This is a genomic window from Sporosarcina sp. SAFN-015, from assembly GCF_059415085.1.
This window is the reverse complement of the sequence record NZ_JBPFDR010000004.1, coordinates 331,027-346,931: the sequence shown is the minus strand read 5'-3', so window position 1 is coordinate 346,931 and position 15,905 is coordinate 331,027. Positions and strand designations below refer to the sequence as shown.

10 protein-coding genes are annotated in these 15,905 nt (G+C 45.0%); all 10 read left to right on the top strand.

The window, feature by feature from the left end; all coding sequences use genetic code 11:
* Positions 1 to 11: 11 nt before the first annotated feature.
* The 10 genes from ACR65H_RS09760 to ACR65H_RS09715 all read left to right on the top strand — a co-directional run bounded on the left by ACR65H_RS09760 (position 12) and on the right by ACR65H_RS09715 (position 15,891).
* Positions 12 to 1,109: an ABC transporter ATP-binding protein gene (locus ACR65H_RS09760; protein WP_440500000.1), complete on the top strand. Its 1,098-nt coding sequence runs from the start codon at positions 12 to 14 to the stop codon at positions 1,107 to 1,109.
* Between the two features lie 616 nt (positions 1,110 to 1,725).
* Complete coding sequence (locus ACR65H_RS09755) at positions 1,726 to 3,465, top strand: AAA family ATPase (protein WP_440499999.1); 1,740 nt, start codon at positions 1,726 to 1,728, stop codon at positions 3,463 to 3,465.
* 511 nt (positions 3,466 to 3,976) lie between these two features.
* Positions 3,977 to 8,506 carry an endonuclease gene (locus tag ACR65H_RS09750; RefSeq protein ID WP_440499998.1) on the top strand — a complete coding sequence of 1,510 codons (4,530 nt, stop codon included), beginning with the start codon at positions 3,977 to 3,979 and terminating at the stop codon, positions 8,504 to 8,506.
* A gap of 483 nt (positions 8,507 to 8,989) precedes the next feature.
* The gene (locus ACR65H_RS09745) at positions 8,990 to 9,787 is read left to right on the top strand and encodes a CpaB family protein (protein WP_440499997.1); all 798 of its coding nucleotides are present in this window, start codon (positions 8,990 to 8,992) and stop codon (positions 9,785 to 9,787) included.
* 33 nt (positions 9,788 to 9,820) lie between these two features.
* On the top strand, positions 9,821 to 10,981 hold the full coding sequence (locus ACR65H_RS09740) for an AAA family ATPase (protein ID WP_440499996.1): 1,161 nt from the start codon (positions 9,821 to 9,823) through the stop codon (positions 10,979 to 10,981).
* Between the two features lie 13 nt (positions 10,982 to 10,994).
* A complete protein-coding gene (locus ACR65H_RS09735) occupies positions 10,995 to 12,347 on the top strand; it encodes a TadA family conjugal transfer-associated ATPase (RefSeq protein WP_440499995.1) in 1,353 nt (450 codons plus the stop codon).
* On the top strand, positions 12,341 to 13,267 hold the full coding sequence (locus ACR65H_RS09730) for a type II secretion system F family protein (protein WP_440499994.1): 927 nt from the start codon (positions 12,341 to 12,343) through the stop codon (positions 13,265 to 13,267). The genes ACR65H_RS09735 and ACR65H_RS09730 overlap by 7 nt, the downstream gene beginning before the upstream one ends.
* 4 nt (positions 13,268 to 13,271) lie before the next feature.
* On the top strand, positions 13,272 to 14,204 hold the full coding sequence (locus ACR65H_RS09725) for a type II secretion system F family protein (protein ID WP_440499993.1): 933 nt from the start codon (positions 13,272 to 13,274) through the stop codon (positions 14,202 to 14,204).
* 30 nt (positions 14,205 to 14,234) lie between these two features.
* Positions 14,235 to 14,447 carry a hypothetical protein gene (locus tag ACR65H_RS09720; RefSeq protein ID WP_440499992.1) on the top strand — a complete coding sequence of 71 codons (213 nt, stop codon included), beginning with the start codon at positions 14,235 to 14,237 and terminating at the stop codon, positions 14,445 to 14,447.
* 28 nt (positions 14,448 to 14,475) lie between these two features.
* Positions 14,476 to 15,891: a vWA domain-containing protein gene (locus ACR65H_RS09715; RefSeq protein WP_440499991.1), complete on the top strand. Its 1,416-nt coding sequence runs from the start codon at positions 14,476 to 14,478 to the stop codon at positions 15,889 to 15,891.
* Positions 15,892 to 15,905: the final 14 nt, after the last annotated feature.

Genomic DNA, 15,905 nt, shown 5'->3' with positions numbered 1-15,905 from the left:
GGGGATAAAGCATGGCTGAACTGAAGTTGACAAATTTGACGAAGGAATATGACAAAGGTGTCATTGCCGTCAAAGACTTCAATTTACATATAGAAGATAAGGAATTCATCGTATTTGTCGGTCCTTCTGGCTGTGGAAAATCTACGACGCTACGAATGATTGCCGGTTTGGAAGATATAACGGATGGCGATTTTGAAATCGACGGCAAGCGGATGAATGACGTAGCCCCGAAAAATCGGGATATCGCGATGGTTTTTCAAAACTATGCGCTATACCCGCATATGACCGTCTACGAAAATATGGCGTTCAGTTTGAAGCTTCGGAAAGTGAAGAAGAAGGAGATTGACGAGAAGGTCCAAGAGGCCGCTAAAATACTAGGGTTGGAGGAGTATTTGGACCGGAAGCCGAAAGCATTGTCTGGAGGACAGCGTCAACGGGTAGCACTTGGGCGGGCAATCGTTAGGGATGCGAAAATTTTTCTCATGGATGAACCGCTTTCCAATTTGGATGCAAAGCTGAGGGTGCAAATGCGTGCCGAAATCCAAAAGCTGCATAGACGCCTACAAACGACAACGATTTACGTAACGCATGACCAGACAGAAGCGATGACGATGGCAACCCGACTCGTCGTCATGAAAGACGGATATATCCAACAAGTTGGAACGCCGAAAGAAGTATATGATTGCCCGAGAAATGTATTTGTCGGAGGTTTCATCGGTTCACCGGCAATGAACTTTTTCAAAGGGACAATGACGGAGGAAGGCGTCGCGATCGGGGACACAAAGGTATTCATTCCGGAAGGGAAACGCAAAATGCTGCAAGAGAACGGGTATGCAGGGAAGGAATTAATCCTCGGCGTCCGTCCGGAAGATATTTATACGAAAGCGTCTGACATCGAATTGAATGGAAAGGCCACTTTCCAAGCGACAATCGAAGTGGCGGAACTGATGGGTGCTGAGACGTATTTATACGCAGCGTTGAATGGACATGATTTCATCGCAAGAATCGATTCCGACACATCGATCCGTCCATCGGACACGATTCCGCTCGCATTCGACATGGAAAAAGCACATTTCTTCGATGCGGAAACAGAAGAACGCATATATTAATAAATTGGAAAAGGGTTGCTCTCATGTTGAGAAGCAACCCTTATTTTGTATAGTAACTTTTATTGTTGAAGTTTATGTCCATCTAAAGATCCGTGATCCGGATTCTATTGAAAATGATCAATGCCGCGGTCATTTTCCACTGGATGTCTTCTATCCTTAAGCAACGCAAGCCCTACCTTCTCTTGCGTCCTTGCGACCCTTTAGCCGCGCCAGTGTGAATAAGTGTCCTCAAAAACAGTACGTAGAATGCCATGTCAAATTAAAAGTTACTATGGCGTTAACTAATTAACTATAACATACATTCAAGTAAAAGACAAGCATTGTGTGAAAATGAGCATGGAAGTTAGACATATTCCCCGGGAAATATGCTTTTTCCGACGAATTTCTACTTGTTTTATAAATTAAGAATTTCATTAAATAATTGATTGGGGGAAATATCTTTAGCTGGAAAAATAGTATATTTTTATAATGGGATAAATTGATGGTTACGGATATAACCTGCAAGCAAGCCAGTTATCGCAATAGTATTGTCACTAATTCTACATCATTCTTGTTGTTTACATGACTCTATTTCCTATATAATAAAAATATCTTTCTTAAGGGAGTTGGGGATGGCTTGAAGCCGAATTCAAAATTTGCAACGAAGATTGTCGTCCTTGTCGTTTTGGTCATTGGAATTGCAGCAAGTGTCGGATGGTATGTCTCGGGTGCAAATAAAGGAATGAATGTGTCGTTTTCTGAATTTGAGAAGACGATTCAGGCTCAAGAAGGAAAGCCGTTGTCCTTGAAGGAAAAGGCTGATGGCAGTTTGCATCTGGAAACGAATGATGGACTGTATGTAACACAAGTCCGTCCACAAAGCCAACTTGCAGAACAATTAGTTGAAAAATATAATCTTTCATATACATTTGCCGATGCAAGCCAATATAATGGTTTGATTATCGGTGGTTTAATCTTAGCAGCTTTTTTGACATTGGTTATTCTACACAAGAAAGGGAAGCTCGGGGTCGGCGTTTCTTCGATGAAGAACGGAGCTTCGAAGGCGACACCACTTCCTAATATTACGCTGAACGATATCGGTGGGCTTCCGGAAGAGATGAAGGAAGAGATTCACCAGACGCTTTCGATCATCAAAGATCCGAAACGTGCAACACAAGTCGGTATTCAAGCGCCAAAAGGGATTCTTCTGTATGGGCCTCCGGGGACTGGAAAAACATTGCTTGCCCAAGCAATCGCCCGTGAAATCGGTGCTACTTTCTACTCTTCCAGCGGATCTGCATTCACGGAGCTGTTTGTCGGGGTCGGCGCTTCTCGCGTGCGCACATTATTCCAAAATGCCCGTAAAAATCGTCCGGCCGTAATTTTTATCGATGAAGTTGACGCGTTAGCAGGCAAACGGAAAGAGCATGGCGGTGAAGAGTCCGAAAAGACATTGACGGAGCTGCTTGTACAGTTGGATGGCGGCAACGATAATGATGGGATCTTGTTCATCGCGGCGACGAACCGTAAAGACATGCTAGATGAAGCGTTCCTTCGTCCCGGTCGTATCGATTATACATTCAATGTACCGCTACCGGACACGCATGGCCGTCGTGAAATTATCGACATCCATACGAAAGGCCGACTGTTAGCTCAAGAAGTGTATGCATCATTGGATGTATTGGCTGAGAGCACGTCAGGTTTCTCCGGCGCGGAGTTAAGTTCTTTATTTGAAACAGCGAGCAAACGGGCAATCCGTGACGGCCGTGATGAGATTGGTAAAGGCGACCTCGATTTCGCAATCGATAGGACGATTCTTGGCAGCACGTCGCGAACGTTGAACGATCCTGATACGAAAAGAAGAGTCGCGATCCATGAAGCGGGCCATGCGTTAATCGCAGCGCTAACAAAGCCGGGTTCTGTCCGGAAAGCGACAATTATTCCGCGTGGACAAGCGCTTGGCTATGTGGCTCCGATTCAGAAGGAGCTGCATTTGCAGACAGCAAGCGAGCTGCTCGATCAAGTGAGCATGATTCTAGCGGGGGGCGTTGCGGAGCGGCTTTACCTCGGAGAGCATAGCATCGGCGTAAGTGGCGATGTACAGCAGGCGAAGGATATTATTGAGCGGATGGTAGACACGGGCTTGCTTCAAGAAGGGTTCATGCTGACGTTCAATAAAGGTGAAAAGGAATTGAAAATGCAAGCTCTCTTCGGTGAAGCATTGCAAAAAACTGAAACGCTTATCCAGGAAAATGCTGCGCAGTTTGAGGAATTGGTCAATGTCTTATTCCAAAAAGAGACATTGGATGGCTCTGAAGTCCAGGAAATTGTTGATGGCAAAGGTGTAGAAGAAGCGAAAGAGCTTTTTACCGTATAATTGAAAACTCCTTAGTCCGATTGGGCTAAGGAGTTTTTTGGTTACAAAAATAGGACTACTCGCAACGAAATCAACGCGGCTCACAACGCATTCAAACTCGCGCAACACAACCAACGCCCCACGCAACACAATCAAACTCGAGCAACACAATCAACATGGCCTGCAACGCAATCAACGTAGCTCACAACACAATCAACGCGGCTCACAACGCAATCAAACTCGCGCAACACAATCAAACTCAGTCCCCAACACAATCAACGCCCCACGCAACGCAACTAACAATCCCATTGCCATTGCGCCTAATCTCACAAATCCATCCGTGAAAAATATGTCGAAAGTTTGATGTAATAATAGCGAAATATTACAAAAAGTCGCATGGTCTCACTATAGATGCAATGATACGATAGGTGTGCAGTCTATTAGTCTACTAAACTTTTATGGGAAGGGAGCGGTTTGCGGTCAATCTCCACGCAGTTCACCATATTTTCAAAGATGAAGGGAGAATGGTTTTATGCGTAGTAAAAGGTGGAAGAAGCATTTAAATGCTTTTTTGGCGGCTGGACTTGCTACAACGGTTGTTGTGCCGTCAATTCCTGCCGTTGCTAATGCGGAGTCGGTGGCAACGGATCTTATCATTTCTGAATACGTTGAAGGCAGCAGTTTCAACAAAGCGATTGAACTTTATAACGGAACGGGACAGGCTGTTGATTTGAGCAGTTATTCGCTGGAGCTGTATGCGAACGGTGCAACTGCGGCGACTGCGAAACTGGCATTGTCAGGTACATTGAATGATGGGGAGACGTATGTTTTATACCATCGTGATGCAGCTTCGGAAATAAAGGATAAAGGAAATTTTGAAAACACGAGCGTCATTAATTTCAATGGAGATGATGCGCTCGTTCTTAAAAAAGGCGGCACGGCCATTGATTCATTCGGTCAAGTTGGGGTGCGGTCAAACTGGGGAACGGATGTGACACTCATTCGGAACGCTTCCATAACGAGCGGAGATACGAATCCTGGGGATGCATTTAGCAGCGGTGATGAGTGGACGGCTTATCCGAAAGATACATTCAATTATTTAGGTGCTCATGAAATGGACGGTTCAGAACCTGGCGAACCGGGAGATCCTGAAGAGCCAGGCGATGACATTTCAACAATCGGAGATGCACGCACGAAGGCACTTGGAGAAACGGTAACAATCAAAGGAACTGTTGCGGCCAAATTGAAAAATACGATTTCAGTGCAGGATGAGACAGGTGGAATCGCTGTCAGGCCGACAAGTTTGAATGTGCAAGTCGGTGATGAAGTCACATTAACGGGAAAGCTAGCCGATTACCGTGGCTTGCTGCAGTTGGATGGCGCAACGATTATTGATGTTACCGCAGGAACCGGAACTCCTGAACCTATTATCATTACTGGATCAGAAGTCGGTGAAGCTACGGAATCGCAACTTGTCACTGTAAATAACGCCATACTATCGGATGAACAAGCTGGCAGCGGCTGGGCAAATTTTACAGCGACAGATGGAACGGGTGAATTCATCGTTCGTGATGAGACGGCGTCACTAGGACTCACTGTCGGGACAGCTTATGATTCAATCACTGGAATCGTCCAGCAGTTCGACAATGATTATCAGATTATACCGCGTTCGACGTTGGATATTATCGTAGACAGCTCGGTCATCCAACCCGTCAATGCGAATCCAGCTAGCGGAACGTTCGTAGGTGGTGTGAAGGTTTCCTTGACGACATCTATGCCTGGCGCAAAAATTTTGTACACATTGGATGGAACGAATCCGATCGAAAACGGGGTAACATATTCTTCGCCGATTGATATCCATGAAGACACGACAGTGAAGGCAGTCGTGAAAACGGATGATGGGCGTTTTGGCGACGTATCGACTTTCACGTATACCATTACGGAAAGCCTGCAAATCCATGATATACAAGGAGAAGGACATACATCTCCATTTGACGGGCAAGTTGTTGAAGGTATCGAAGGGATTGTCACGTACAAATATGAGCTGAACGGCTCGACATATTATCACATCCAAACTCCCGATGATAAGCGAGACGGCGATTTAAATACGTCCGAAGCGATCGTATTGTATAGTGGCAGGGATGCTTGGAATCTAGCGATAGGAGATTTAGTTTCCGTCACTGGATCAGTGAGCGAATATGCAATCGATGGATATGCGGACCGCCAGGAAACGGACTTGAAAACGACACAGATCAACGTCCGTGACGACCGTGGAGGCAAGGTGCGGATTATCGAGCGCAATGTCCCGCTTCCAACTCCATTCATTATCAATGAAGAGAATTTGCCACAAGAGAAAATTGCCAGCCATCAGTTGACTGAATTTGATCCGACAACATATGCCGCTGATTTCTGGGAAAGCCGTGAAGCGATGCTCGTACAAGTCGGCAACGTGAAAGCGGTAGCGCCTCAAGAACATGGCGACCTTGTAACGGTATTTGAAAATACCGCAACAGAAACAATACATGGCGGCCTCCTTTACAAGGAAAATGATCAAAATGCTGAGAGGGTGCAATTCAGACTCGAGCCAAACGGGCCGGCACGTGATTTCGAAGTTGCAACAGGAGACCGATTCGAAGGACCGATTACAGGAGTAGTCGGCTATTCATTCCAAAACTACAAAATCTACACTTCTTTGAGTGACATGCAGCAAGCGCATTCGAAAGGTGCAGCTATTCCGGAGAAGACGACGATTGTGAAAGATGCTGACAAGCTGACGATTGCCTCCTACAACTTGGAGAACTTCTCGAACAATACAAAAACGACATCAAATGACAAAGCGAAGAAATTAGCTAGAGCATTTGTACAGGACATGCAAAATCCTGACATTATCGGCGTAACCGAAGTACAGGATAATAATGGACCGGACGCAGGCGATTCCCGTGCGAATGAAAGCTATGAACGCCTCATTCAAGCGATTGTCGATGCGGGTGGTGTCCAGTATGAATATGTCAATATCGACCCGGTAAACAACGAGGATGGCGGACAGCCAAACGCCAATATCCGCGTCGGCTTCCTATACAATCCTGCACGCGTTTCGTTGACAGAAGGCAATCCGAGCGGGAATGCAACGACAGCGGCTCACTATGAGGACGGCAAGTTGACACTTAATCCTGGGCGTATCGCTCCGAATGATCCAGCGTTCAACAGCAGCCGGAAGCCGCTCGCTGCACAATTTGATTTCCAAGGCGAGTCGGTCATCACAATCGTGAACCATTGGAATTCCAAATCAGGAGATACTCCTTTATTCGGATCCATTCAGCCGCCGGTCTATGGAAGCGAAGTGCAGCGGAAACAGATTGCACAGCTTGTTTATGATTTCATTACTGAAATTAAAACAGATAATCCGGAAGCGAATATCGTCTCCCTCGGAGATTTCAATGACTACCAATTCGCGGATGCATTGAAAATCCACGAAGGAAGCTTAATGACGAATATGATCAACCACGTCGAACCGGCTGACCGCTATTCGTACGTTTATCAAGGAAACTCTCAAGTACTCGACCATATTTTAGTGTCGAATAATTTGGTTGATCAAACAGAAATCGACATTTTACACATTAACGCAGACTTTACGGACATGGCGGGACGTGCAAGTGATCATGATCCTGTCATGGTGCAAATCGGCTTCGAAGCTCCAGTCGTTTGGGAGCCTGTTCCAATTAAAAAAGTATACAATCTCATCAATGAACATAAAAAGCAAATTATGATTGCGGAGCCGAGTGTCTCTGTTTATATGGACGCGCAATCATCATTGAAGGACGGCATGTACTTGAAAGGGGACTATGCCGAACTGACGGGTGAAGGGTTCAAAACGAATACCGTCATTTTGCAGCCAAAGAAAAAAGGCTTGATCGTTGACATGAAAGGGACGGAAATGGGCCATGTCATCGTAGAAGGCACACATCCTCTCGAAATTCGAGGTGCTGAAAATATTAAGAAAATCGATTTTGTCAAAGGTGCAAACCAATCTGACATCATTTTTTACAACTCGAAAGGCAAGAGAATTAATGTGCCGGCAGTGAACAACGCGCCTATTATTACGAAACCGATTCCGAACAAGCAAGCAAAAGTCGGCGAGGCGATTTCAATCGCTCTCTCTGAATATTTCACTGACCCGGACGGCGACAAGCTGACATTTTCCGCGACGAAAGGGACAATCGATTTAAATACGAACATCTTGACTTTGCAATTGGAGGAAGGAACGCACATCGTCGGAGTGACGGCGAAAGATGGGGATAAATCCGTAACGGCAAGCTTCTCAGTCACTGTCACAAAAGTGGAAGTGCCTGCGGATGGCTATTACAAAAATGCAATTGGCAAAGAAGGGCAGGAATTGAAGGCGGCTCTTCACGATATCATTTCCGATCACCGCCAGCTATCCTATGCAGAAGTATGGGAAGCGTTGAAGGAGACGGATAAAGATCCTAACAACCCGAATAACGTTATTCTGTTCTATTCAGGTGAACCCCGCTCCAAAGATCGGAATGGCGGAAATGTAGGCGACTGGAATCGGGAGCATGTATGGGCTAAATCGCACGGCGACTTCGGCACAAGCAAAGGGCCTGGAACGGATATCCACCATTTGCGTCCGACCGACGTCCAAGTGAACAGTGCACGCGGCAACTTGGATTTCGACTATGGCGGCAGCTCGGTGAAGGGCTGTGATGGGTGTTTCAAAACCGCCAATTCATGGGAACCACCGGATCGTGTAAAAGGTGATGTAGCGAGGATGCTGTTCTATATGGCAACCCGTTACGAAGCGGGCGACCGTGTTGATTTGGAGTTGAATGAACTGCTCAACAATGGCAGCAATCCATATCATGGAAAACTTTCCGTACTATTGGAATGGCATGAAATGGATCCGGTAGATGCATTTGAAATGAACAGAAACAATGTGATCGAGCAAATTCAAGGCAACCGGAATCCTTTCATCGATCATCCTGAATGGGTGCAGTCAATCTGGCAAACTGCCGGTTCTAGCAATCTGAAAAAAGCATCATAATAAAGAGTGGACCAGGGGTGAAATATACTCTGGTCCTTTTTTGTCCCTCTAAAAGTACTTTACTATTTCATTTAAATTTCCAACACATATAGCTACATTCCTATACAAAAATAACGATAAGAATCCTTCTAGCATACAAAAAAAGCAATTTAGCCAGCATTACAATAGTCTTGAAATAAGTTATCTTAAATTCTAGATTTTCAAATTATGGAAAATGATTCATTAGTTGCGAAACGTATCGAAAATTATGCTATTCGACCTTATTTTCCATTGTAGGATTAAAAGTGAAAGCCTTTTGGTAAATCTTTCAAAGTTACAATTTCCCTTTGGTCCAATGACTATTGTCTTAGTGGAATTCGAGTGCATCCGTCACTGTTTTGACATACATTCTTCACAATGATATTAATTATGAACATAGGAATCTGCCAATCGGATGAAAGACGGAAGGTTTCTGGATTTCGGTAGGATGAAAGAGGGATTGGGATGTTAGAGGCAAAGAGGCGTGCAGCTATATTTTTGATATTGGCCTTCATATTAGCTGCTGTGACAGGTTATCTCGTGCTGGAAAAGGTCAAAGAATTGAATGCGGAGTTAGGGGGCATGACATCGATTTATATTGCGAAAGGGTCGATTCCTTCCCGTTCACCGATTGAAGCTTCACAAGTGACGAAAATGGATATCCCCAATAAGTTCGTAACGGACAGCCATATTCTTTCCGCAGATGAATTCGAACATCAAGTATCAATCGTTCCATTGAATCCAGGGGATATCATTACAAAAAACATGATCAAACCAGTTTCTAATCTGCAGGATGCCAATAATCGCCTCGTCACGATGTATCGGACGGATAAGATCCAGTTCGATCAAGTGCTGACGGCTTTGGACCGCGTCGATATCATCGTATCGACAAATAACAATGGGAAGAAAAAGACAGAGGTCTTCATGAAAGACGTGTTAGTCGCATATGCGCAAGGGACGAATGACAGCTTCTCCGGCATCGCAGTAGAAGTGACGGCTGATGAGGCACCAAGTTTAATACATATGCAAAATTACGCAGAACATATCCGTGTGTTGAAGGCAAACGTCGGACAGGCTTCGTCATTTGGAGACGAAATAGAGACTTCTGAAGGTGACGGAAAATCGGAAGTGAAGGAAGAACCGAAAGAGAAGCCTGAAGAAGAGACGGAAGGTTCGGCAGCGAAAGAACCAGAGAATAAAGAAGGTACTACTGATAAAACGGAGCAAGCAACAAAACAGAAGACGGAAGATTCAGGAGAATAAAGGTGAACAGTCACTTATCGAAGGGTGAGGCAGTTGGAAAATAAGTTGAATATTATGATCGTCTCCGATGAGGATGCACTCATGTCGCAGTTAAAGACCATTGCCGAGACAAAGTCGGAGCAAGTCATTGGTGTACGTTCGAACGAAGCAGTGAGGGAAATGAACCGGGAAATGGCGCATATCGTCGTTTTTGGCCAAACGGATACCGATACATCCGTCGAAGTTGTTCAAATGCTGAAGATCATCAATCCGAATGCACTCATCCTGTTCATAGCGAATGAATCCGACTTCGGCTTACTTCGCAACATGACGAGGGCTGGTGCTGATGAATTCTTCGTCTTTCCTGAAGAGGCAGGCCTCTTCTCAAGCAGATTCCCGAATATCGTCAAAAGCTATGCCACTAAACAAACAAAGAACGAAGAGTCGGCTACACCGACTTTCGGTCGCGGTAGAGGGAAGATCATTTCGTTTTATAGCGGGAAAGGCGGAAGCGGTTGTTCATTACTTGCCGCTTCATTTGCCCAGACGATGAAACTCGAGTCATCTGCAGAAGTGATACTCATCGATTTGAACGGGCAATTCGGTGGCGTGGAAACGTTGCTCTCCATTGAATCAAACCGTTCACTTGCAGACTTGCAACCGGTTATTGAAGAGTTGAATGAAAGCCATATTAGAAACGTCTCTCAAACGCAGGAGCATTCAAAAATGGAAGTGCTGATCAGTCCGTGTGATGCAGAAATATTGGAAACGCTAGATGAGGAATTCATCGCAAGACTGCTTAGAACGTGCAGGAGATCATTCGATTATGTTGTTGTCGATTTGCCTTCCACCATCAATGGACTAGTCGTAACAGCGATGGAGGAGTCGGATAAGATCTATTATGTTCTTACTCCGGACACCCCTTCATTGAAAATTATGAAGCAGTACGAGGAGCTGTCCGAAAGACTTGGGCTCGTCCTTACGAGCAGGATGGAAATCGCTCTGAATAAATTATCGAAGAACTACGAAGTGAAACAGAAGGATTTAAAAAATGTATTGCGCTACCCAATTATCGCTTCGATCAGGCAGGATACAAAAGGTCTTCAATCATTCATTAATCAGGGGCAGCCAATACGGAAGCAAGCTAAGGAAAGAAAACTGATCCCGTTTGCAAAAGATATTCGGAAATTCGCCCGTCAAGTCGCAAAGCAGTAGGAGGTGGTGAAGGATGAGCTCTTTATTCGAACGGCGCAAAGAGAAGTTGGCAAAACAGAGTTCAACGAATTACAAGTATGAAAATCATCTAGTCGATGAATTGGTCGACCATTACAAAGCGAGATTGCTGAGAGATACGAATCTGGAGGCGCTAACCCAATTGTCATCAGGGGAAATGCGTCTACGAATCGAGCAATATGTCTCCCATTTCATGTCCGAAGAGAAAGTGATCATCTCACGGAATGATAAAGATCTGTTGATTACAAGAATTCTCGACGAAGCGGTCGGATATGGGCCGCTGGAGCCGCTCATCAAAGATCCAACGATAACGGAAATCCTTATCAACGGATTCGATGAGGTGTATATCGAAAGAGCGGGTCGCCTTGAAATGGTGGATGTCGCATTCAGAGACGATGAACACGTCAGGCATATCGTCGATCGGATTGTTGCCCCATTAGGAAGGCGTGTCGATGAAAGCTCCCCGATGGTTGACGCCAGATTGCCCGACGGCAGCCGTGTTAACGCCGTCATTGCGCCAGTCAGCCTATCAGGAACATTAGTCTCAATCCGGAAATTCCGGGAAGAACCTTTCCAAATGGAGGATCTGCTCAGGTTCGATTCATTGAATGAAACGATGGCAAAGTTCCTGCAAGGTGTCGTGAAAGGAAAGATGAACACCCTTATTTCCGGAGGTACGGGCTCAGGGAAGACGACATTATTGAACGTCGTCGCTACAGCTATTCCGCATGGCGAACGGGTCATCACAATTGAAGACTCCGCCGAGCTACGCCTCGACCGGCCGAATGTCGTTGGGATGGAAGCGCGGCCAGCGAACGTGGAAGGCCGTGGAGAAGTAACGATTCGTAATCTCGTACGGAACGCTCTGCGGATGCGTCCAGACCGAATCATCGTCGGAGAGGTCCGAAGCGGGGAAGCGTTCGATATGCTTCAGGCAATGAATACGGGACATGAAGGGTCCTTGACAACAGTGCATGCTAACTCCCCTGCAGATGCGATGCGACGTGTTGAGTCCATGGTCATCATGGCAGGAATGGATCTCCCATCGACTGTCATTCGTGAATACATCGTCGGAGCGCTTGATATCATCATCCAGGCGACTCGCTTAACAGACGGTACCCGTAAAATCATCTCGATTTCGGAAGTGCAGAAAAATGAAGACGATGGCACGTTTCGGATTGTTGAAATCTTTAAATTTAAGCGGACCGGCATGCTGGAAGACGGGACAGTCCTTGGACACTTCACAGCAACCGGCGAAATTCCTGCTTGCCTTGATCGCCTCAAGATTTTCGGCATCCATATGGATAAGTCGGACTTCAGAGTGAAAGAGGAGGTTGCGACATGGTAGCAGCATTCGTTGCCGCTGCGACTGTCTTCATATTCCTGATTGCAGTCTATTTCTTGCTGGATTACCGAAAGTCGAAAAGAGAGTGGCGGAAGGAAGTCGAACAGTTTTATTTGGATGGTGAAAAGCGAAAAAGTGTCATTATCTTAATCGGTACGAAATTTGATGAGACAGAGACTGCGAAGGAATTGGAGCCGAAACTCGCGGACGCCAACATTCCATTCACCCCATCCGAGTTCTTTGGTGCTCTTATTGTCGGGTACATGGGAATCGTCTTCATGCTAGTCAACTTATTCAACCTGGATTTATTGCCAGCCCTGGTTATTGGAATGCTGCTTATTGAAGGGGCACGACGGCTTCTATTCCTACTACGAAAAAACAAGAAGAAACAGATGCTCATTGACCAGTTGCCCGAAATATGCAGAATACTCGCAAATTCAACCCGGTCAGGGATGACATTGAATCAGGGAATTCAACTGGTCACGCAGGAAATCAATGAGCCGGCAAAAAGAGAGTTCAAACGGATGGCCCATGAATTATCGTTAGGCATTGAATTCCCTGTAGCGCTTAGAACGATGGAAAGACGGATTGACCATAAGGAATTCCAACTGTTCGCAGCTACGATGCTTATCCAAAAAAAAGCGGGAGGCAACTTGTCCGCAGTGCTTGAGGAAATGAGCCAAACGTTGGATGAACGGAAGCTTTTAAAGCAAGAAGTGAAGACGATGACCGCGGAGCAACGATATGTATCTACACTCGTTCCGATTATCCCGATCTTCCTAGTGCTTATGATGAACAATATTATTGAAGGTTTCCTTGATCCATTATTTTCAGGAATCGGATTGATCCTATTGACGTTCTTCCTCTTCGGGACGGTCCTGACATTTGTCATCGTCAGGAAAATTACGAATATCAGGGTGTGAATGAATGGATGGCGTAATTGCATTATTTACTTTTTTAGTTATAGCAACAATCGGAATCTCGTTACGAGCTTACTATGTATATTTGAATGCAAAACGTAGTTTACGTGAAGAAATTACCGAGTCAGTCTACATCGAAACATGGATCCGTAAAAAGAAATCACGTAAAGAAAAAATATTGGAGAAATTATTTAAGTTTGCTGATGACTTTTCCGATCTCGGGCAACGTATCAATTTCTTCAGTGAAAACGAAGAGGTAAAAAAGCTGCTCATTCAAGCAGGATATCCGTATGGATTGACTGTCGCACGTTTCCAAGGGTTGAAGATTTTCATGCTGATTGCAGGATTTTTCATGGGAGGCATTTTATTCATCCTCGGATTTCCGATGTCCCAATTTATGCTAATTCTTATGCCGATTGCGGGTTTTGTAGGGACTGTCTTTTGGCTCCGATCGAAGGCGAATAAAAGGCAAGAGGAGATTTCATACCAGCTTCCTGACTTCCTCGATACGATGAGTGTCACGTTACAAGCGGGGGTTGGGATGGATCAGGCGCTTCGCGACATCGTTCATTATTTCGAAGGGCCGGTCAAAGAGGAATTTGGTCGCTTCATCCAAGAATTGAGTGTCGGTGTTCCACGGGCAGAGGCTTATAAATCATTGCTTGAGCGGAATGACAGCAAGGAATTTCAGATACTAATCAAATCCTTAATGCAAGGGGAGCGCCTAGGTGTTCCGATTGCGGACACGTTTAAACAACAAGCCGAAGAGATGAGGAAACTGAAAAAAGAGATGATCAAGGAGAAGGCGGCTAAAGCTTCGCCGAAAGTGACGTTAGTGACTACTTTCCTCGTACTGCCTTCTGCCCTCGTCCTTATCGGAGGCTTGATGATTATAAATATATTCAATCAGAACAAAGGGATTTTTGAGTTATTCAACTAAAATACATTTATTTCAAGGAGAGAATTGAAAATGAAAGAAAAATTGATGATGGCTTGGACAAAAATGATGTTTCCGGTAAAAAACGAAAGAGGAGCGCAGTCGCTTGAATGGTTAGGGATTGCGGCTTTGCTAATTTTGGTGTTAGGTATTCTATCGACTGCATTGAGTGGTGAGAAGGAGAGTATCGGTAAATTGGTAACGAAGATCGTTACAAAAATTGACGGTATGGTAGGTGGAGATTAATACGAATCGCAAGGGATAAGGAGTAGTCATGAATAGAAAAAGATATGTTGCATTCATCCTCATGCTCATGCTCCTTTTAGTGTTAGCAGCATGCAGTGATAATAAGAAGGAAAATGAAAAAGTTGTCGCAGATGAGCCAACAACGTCAGACAAAATCGATGACAACGGAGAGAGCGAAGGAAATGCCGAAGATGATAAGGTATCCGAGGAAGATGCAGTTGAAGAAGTGGCTGCGGCTCCTCTGCCCCAATCATTGGCGGAACTTGAGGCATTGCCTGCTGGATACACGGAATTTATCTCTATCCTCGATGAAGAGGGACAAAAGAAAATTGATGAGTTGACGGAGCATTTGCCTGACATTTCAGGAGAGCGTTCCCAAAATGAATTGGATCATTATTACAATGAATTGCTCGCAGTCTTCCAACAAGATTACAAAGGTCCTGATGAGCTGATCGCAAAATTGAAATTCCAGTCGATTGGCAGCCCGGATATTGAGAATCCGCGAATGCAATTCAAGGAAAATATGAATGTTCTCGTCATTTTAGATGGTTCTGGCAGCATGGGGAAAAATATCGGTGGCCAAACACAAATGGAAGCGGCGAAAAAGGCAATCGTCCAATTCGTCGAAAATCTGCCGAAGGAAGCGAATGTCGGTCTTCGTGTTTATGGACACAAAGGGACTGGAAGCTCTGCCGACAAGGCGATGTCCTGCTCGAGCAGCGACTTGCTCTACCAACTACAACCTTATGAAAAAAGTGCATTCAAACAATCTCTCGATCAAGTGAAGCCGGCAGGTTGGACGCCGACTGAGCTTGCCATAACAGAAGCACAGAAGGACTTAGCTAATTTCAACGGAGAAAATAACACGAATATCGTTTATCTCGTCAGTGACGGCATATCGACGTGCGATGATGATCCGGTTGCGGCTGCGAAAGCTCTATATGATTCCGAAATCACGCCAATTATCAATGTTATTGGATTCAATGTCGATCATGATGGACAACGCCAATTGAAAGAGGTTGCCAATGCGGTTGAAGGGACATATCAAGACGTTCAAGATGCTGCTTCCCTTCAAAAAGAGTTGGATCAAGCGAACGAAATAGCAAATCAGTGGGCAGCGTGGAAAAAGAAGGAGACAACCAGTCTGGAACATCAGAAGCTGAAAAAAGGATTGGAGATATCTGGTTATGACGTGGATGAATACAGAAAAAGTTTAGACGAGAGATCTCAAGTCGGCTTCACACTGCAATATTTCTATCAGACGAAGAAAATCATGTCCCGTGAAAGTCATGATTATCTCCGTTCAAAAAACTCGGAATACCATGATTGGATTGAATCACAATACGATGCTCTTAAAGCCGATTTAAAGCAGATGAATGAAATGGAATACAGCAAAGCGATTCAAGCACTCGAAGAAAAGTATTTACAAAACTCTCCTGATTAAGAAAGGAGGATGAA

What these genes read in the sequence shown, in the direction of transcription:
- ACR65H_RS09760 (WP_440500000.1), top strand. Translation starts at nt 12, where the DNA reads ATGGCTGAACTGAAGTTGACAAATTTGACGAAGGAATATGACAAAGGT.
- ACR65H_RS09725 (WP_440499993.1), top strand. Translation starts at nt 13,272, where the DNA reads ATGGATGGCGTAATTGCATTATTTACTTTTTTAGTTATAGCAACAATC.
- ACR65H_RS09750 (WP_440499998.1), top strand. Translation starts at nt 3,977, where the DNA reads ATGCGTAGTAAAAGGTGGAAGAAGCATTTAAATGCTTTTTTGGCGGCT.
- ACR65H_RS09730 (WP_440499994.1), top strand. Translation starts at nt 12,341, where the DNA reads ATGGTAGCAGCATTCGTTGCCGCTGCGACTGTCTTCATATTCCTGATT.
- ACR65H_RS09745 (WP_440499997.1), top strand. Translation starts at nt 8,990, where the DNA reads ATGTTAGAGGCAAAGAGGCGTGCAGCTATATTTTTGATATTGGCCTTC.
- ACR65H_RS09715 (WP_440499991.1), top strand. Translation starts at nt 14,476, where the DNA reads ATGAATAGAAAAAGATATGTTGCATTCATCCTCATGCTCATGCTCCTT.
- ACR65H_RS09720 (WP_440499992.1), top strand. Translation starts at nt 14,235, where the DNA reads ATGAAAGAAAAATTGATGATGGCTTGGACAAAAATGATGTTTCCGGTA.
- ACR65H_RS09735 (WP_440499995.1), top strand. Translation starts at nt 10,995, where the DNA reads ATGAGCTCTTTATTCGAACGGCGCAAAGAGAAGTTGGCAAAACAGAGT.